A 3,997-nucleotide genomic window follows, 5' to 3' on the forward strand; every position below is an offset into this window, starting at 1 on the left:
GCTGGCCTCGGTCCTGACCCTGGGAGCTGCAGTCGGCCGGGCGGGCGAGGCCGAGCGGCTGGCGGACTCGCTGCGAGCACGGCTCGACGCCGTGCGGGAACGGGTCGCCGGGCGCCCCCGGCCGCGCGTCGTGCTGCTCGAGTGGACCGACCCGCCGTACGCGCCCGGGCACTGGATCCCGGAGATGATCGAGATCGCCGGCGGCGAGTGCGTGCTCGGCGCCGCCGGCGCGAGGTCGGTGCGCGTGGAGTGGGCGGCCGTGCACGAGGCCCGGCCGGACGTCGTCCTGGTAGCGCCGTGCGGCTACGACCGTGCCGGCGCCCAGGAGCAGGCCGACGCCCTCGTGGCGGCCGGGCTGCTGCCGGCCGACGTCGTCGTACATGCCGTGGACGCGAACGCCATGTGGGCGCGACCGGGCCCGCGGCTCATCGACGGCATCGAGGAGCTGGCGGCGCTACTGTCCTGATCGCTCGGTCGGCGCGCAGCGGAGAGCCGTCGGGCAGAACTGCACCTGGAACGGGCGGCCTCTCCCCGCGGAAGACGATCCCAGGTTGCGCGGATTCTTCGGCGTGGACGCGACCACGGTCACAGACTCGTAGTAGCGGCCGCGCTCCGAGCGGAGACCGAAGCGGACCTTCCCGCGCGGGTCGGTGCGCAGGCAGTCGGACTTCAGGAAGAGCCGGTCGCGGCCGTTCTTCTGCACGTAGAACGAGAAGACGACGCACTTCGGGTCAGCGGACGTGACGGCCGCCTCGACGACCGCAGTCTTGCCGGAGCGGTAGTACGCCACGTTGTAGCGTCGCTTGATCGGCTTCAGCGCACGGAGGGTGGTGCGCGAGCGCACTCGCACCGAGGCGCGTGCAGCCGCACGCTCGGTCGACTCGTCGCCGCTGTAGACGACTTCGTATGTCGTGTTCTCCTTGGGCTTCTCGGTCAAGACCAGCTTGCTGTCGGGGACCGTGCGGGTGGTCAGCAAGTGCTTCTCCCCGCCCGCGGTGTGGGCATAGACGTCCACGGCACGCGCAGCAGGAGTGTCCAGCTTGATCGTCAGCTTGATCTTCTGCCCCGTGTTGATCAACCTGTTGTTGACCTCGACCTCGACCCTCGCCGCTGCCAACGGGGTCACCAGCTGAAGCTCCGCGACCCGGGCACCGTTCTCGACACGACTCGCGACGACGTACAGCTGCTCGTTGTCCCAAGCAGCTCCGAGCCATCGGAGGGAGCTGGGGTTCGTGCTGAAGTCGTACACCTGCCACGGGGTTCGGACGCCGGCGTGGAAGAAGCTCACCGACGTCGCCGACCCCGCGACGACCTCTTCGTCCGACCTGACAGAGAGGATGCTGAGGCCGTTCTGCACGTAGAGGCCATATCCCGCCTTCCTGGTCAGGTCCACCGATGAGTACGCGCCTATTCCGTCTCGGTCGGTGCCCGCGAGGATCCGAGCCCCGCTCGAGGAGTAGGCAAGCTGTTCGATCTGCCGCGAGCTGGCCGGGCCTGCGTTCTCGATGAGCTCCAGCCGAGGGCCGCCCCCGTCAACGGTGACCCGACTGAGGTACACCGTGGTGTTGATGCCGAGTGCCAGCCGCCCCGGTTGCTCCGGGTGGGAAGCCAAGAGCACGTCGCTGTCGTCGAGCGGCTCACGATCGAGGATGGTGACCGACCCCGTGGCGAGCTCGATCGCAGCGAGGACCGTCGGGTCCGACGACTCGCATCGCGACCCGAAGTAGACGTGGCCGTCGACGGGGGCCAGCGCTCGCGGACACAGCTCACCCACGTCGAGGACGTCTGCCTGCAACGTCGTGGAGTCGAGCACGTCGATCTCGTGGGCCGTGGGCCTCGACACCAGCACCCCGGCTCCGTCGCCGGACGGGACCAGCTCGACTGCGCCGCTCAGGTCGGCCAGACTCGTCTCGAACGTCGCAGCGAGATCGGCGACGAGCAGCGGTCCTCCGCTCTGGGCGACGAAGACGTGCCCGCTCTCCTCGTCGACGAGCATGTCGGTGAAGCCCTGGGACACCGTCAGCGGCGCGCCTGCGGCGCTCGCGGAGCCGGCCGGCCCGACGACCACCAGCAGAGCTCCGATCAAGAGAAGGGCCACGGACGACGTCGTCCGGTCGAGACGCTGCGTGGGCATGTGACTCCGAGGGATGTGCGAGGCGAGACGACGGGAAAGCCAGGCGCAGCGTACGGGACGGCTGCTGCCACCGCTCCACGTGTCTGCTGACCCGCCTCGCGCGGGGTCAGTCCTCGACCCAGTGGCCGCGGCCGCCGTACCAGCTGGAGCCGAAGCCGGAGCGCATCGCGCTCATCCCGCCCGCCATCCCGCCGGGTCGACCCGCGTCGCGGGAGCCGAGGTAGGAGCCGACGACGGCAGCGCCGAGGTCGTCGAGCTCGGGGCTCACCATCCGACCGTCGACGCGGCGCGCCATCTGCTCGATGAAGCGCGCGAGGCCGGGGTCCTCGCCGAGGCGGAAGAACGTCGTCTGGGCGCCCATGCGTCGTGAGTTGTCGAGCTCGCGCACGGCGTAGGCCAAAGTCAGCGGGTGCGGCGGGTAGGAGAAGTAGACCTCGCCGCTCGACTCGAGGTGCGACGTCGGCTCACCGTCGGTGACGATCAGCAGCACCGGCTGGGCGTTGGGGTGCTTGCGGAAGTGACGGTTGGCCAGGAGCAGCGCGTGGTGGAGGTTGGTGCCCTTGTCCCACATCGCATCGAGCGCGGTGAGCTGCTCGATGTCCATCACCTCGGCGTGCCGGCCGAACCCGATCAGCTGCAACGCATCACCGCGGAAGCGGCTCTTGATGAGGGTGTGCAGCGCCAGCGCGGTGCGCTTCATCGGCACCCAGCGACCGTCCATGGCCATCGAGAACGACGTGTCGAACAGCAGCGCCACGCAGGCCTGGGTGCGCGCCTCGGTCTCCTGCACCTCGACGTCGTCGATGGCGAGCAGGCGAGAGTCGCCGGGATCGGCGGCGCGGCGTCCGACGCCGTTGAGGATGGTGCGTGGCAGGTCCCACGGCTCGGTGTCGCCGAACGCCCACTCACGGGTCGCACCGGACCGCTCACCGGCGGCGCCGGCCTTGTTCATGTCGCGCGCACCCTGGCGCCCCGACATCTTCTCGGCCACGTCGCGCAGCAGGGCCTTGCCGAGCTGGCGCATCGCCTTCGGCGACAGCTTGAGCTGACCGTCGGAGCCGCGCTTGAGGGTGCCGCCGTCGCGCAGCGCCTTCTCGAGCTGCTGCAGGGTCTTGGCGTCGACGGCGGCCTCGTCGCCCAACTGACGGGCCAGCTTGTCGAGGTCCAGGTCGTCCATCCGGGCGCCGCCGTACGACTGCGACAGCTGGTCGGCGAGCGAGTCGAGGTCGGCGAGGTCCTGGAAGACGCCGGTGCCGTCGCCAAGACCCAGCCCCTGGCCGCTGCCCTCACCCTGACCGTCGCCGAACTGCTCCGAGCCGCCCCAGTCCTCACCGGGCCGCAGTCCCTGCAGGTTGGCGTCGAGGCGCGCGAGCGACTCCATCAGCTCCGGCGAGCCGAACGCCTGCTGCGACAGCTCCATCAGCTGCTGGCGCTGCTCGGGGCTCATCGAGTTGAGCATCCGCTGCGCCGCCGCGGCGCGCTGCGCCATGGCGTCGAGCAGTTCGTCGATGCTCTGCGGGTTCTCGGGGAAGTAGTCGCCGTGCTGGTCCATGAACTGCTCGAAGTCCTCAGGCGTGTCCTCGCCACGCGAGTGCTTCTCGAGCAGGTCGTTGAGGTCCGAGAGCATCTCGTTGATCGCGTCGCGATCCTCGTCGGTGGCGTTCTCGAGCGCCTGCTTCATGCCGGCGAAACGCTGGTCGAGCAGCTCGCGACCCAGCAGGTCCTTGATCTTCTCGAAGTCGGCGCGCGCCTCGCTGCTCTGCCAGTCGTAGTCGCCGAGCTCGCTGACCGCGGCGGCGGTGTTGGGTGAGAGGTTCTCGAGCTGCATCTCGCGCAGCGCCCGGTCACCCTCATCCATCATCG

The 3,997-nt window shown here is 69.8% G+C and carries 3 protein-coding genes; 1 reads left to right on the plus strand and 2 read right to left on the minus strand.

Annotation, left to right across the window (positions count from 1 at the left end; all coding sequences use genetic code 11):
- Positions 1 to 466 (plus strand): ABC transporter substrate-binding protein (locus tag VOI19_RS15735; protein ID WP_323793910.1); only part of this gene is annotated, 466 nt, incomplete at its 5' end.
- Here the strand turns inward: VOI19_RS15735 and VOI19_RS15740 are convergent.
- Both VOI19_RS15740 and VOI19_RS15745 read right to left on the minus strand, forming a co-directional pair.
- Positions 455 to 2,098 (minus strand): hypothetical protein, encoded by a 1,644-nt coding sequence (locus VOI19_RS15740; protein ID WP_323793911.1) that lies wholly within the window; start codon positions 2,096 to 2,098, stop codon positions 455 to 457. The genes VOI19_RS15735 and VOI19_RS15740 overlap by 12 nt on opposite strands.
- 142 nt (positions 2,099 to 2,240) lie before the next feature.
- A partial coding sequence (locus VOI19_RS15745) for a VWA domain-containing protein (RefSeq protein WP_323793912.1) occupies positions 2,241 to 3,997 on the minus strand: 1,757 nt, incomplete at its 5' end.

Source organism: Nocardioides sp., from assembly GCF_034670285.1.
Taxonomy (GTDB): Bacteria; Actinomycetota; Actinomycetes; order Propionibacteriales; family Nocardioidaceae; genus Nocardioides.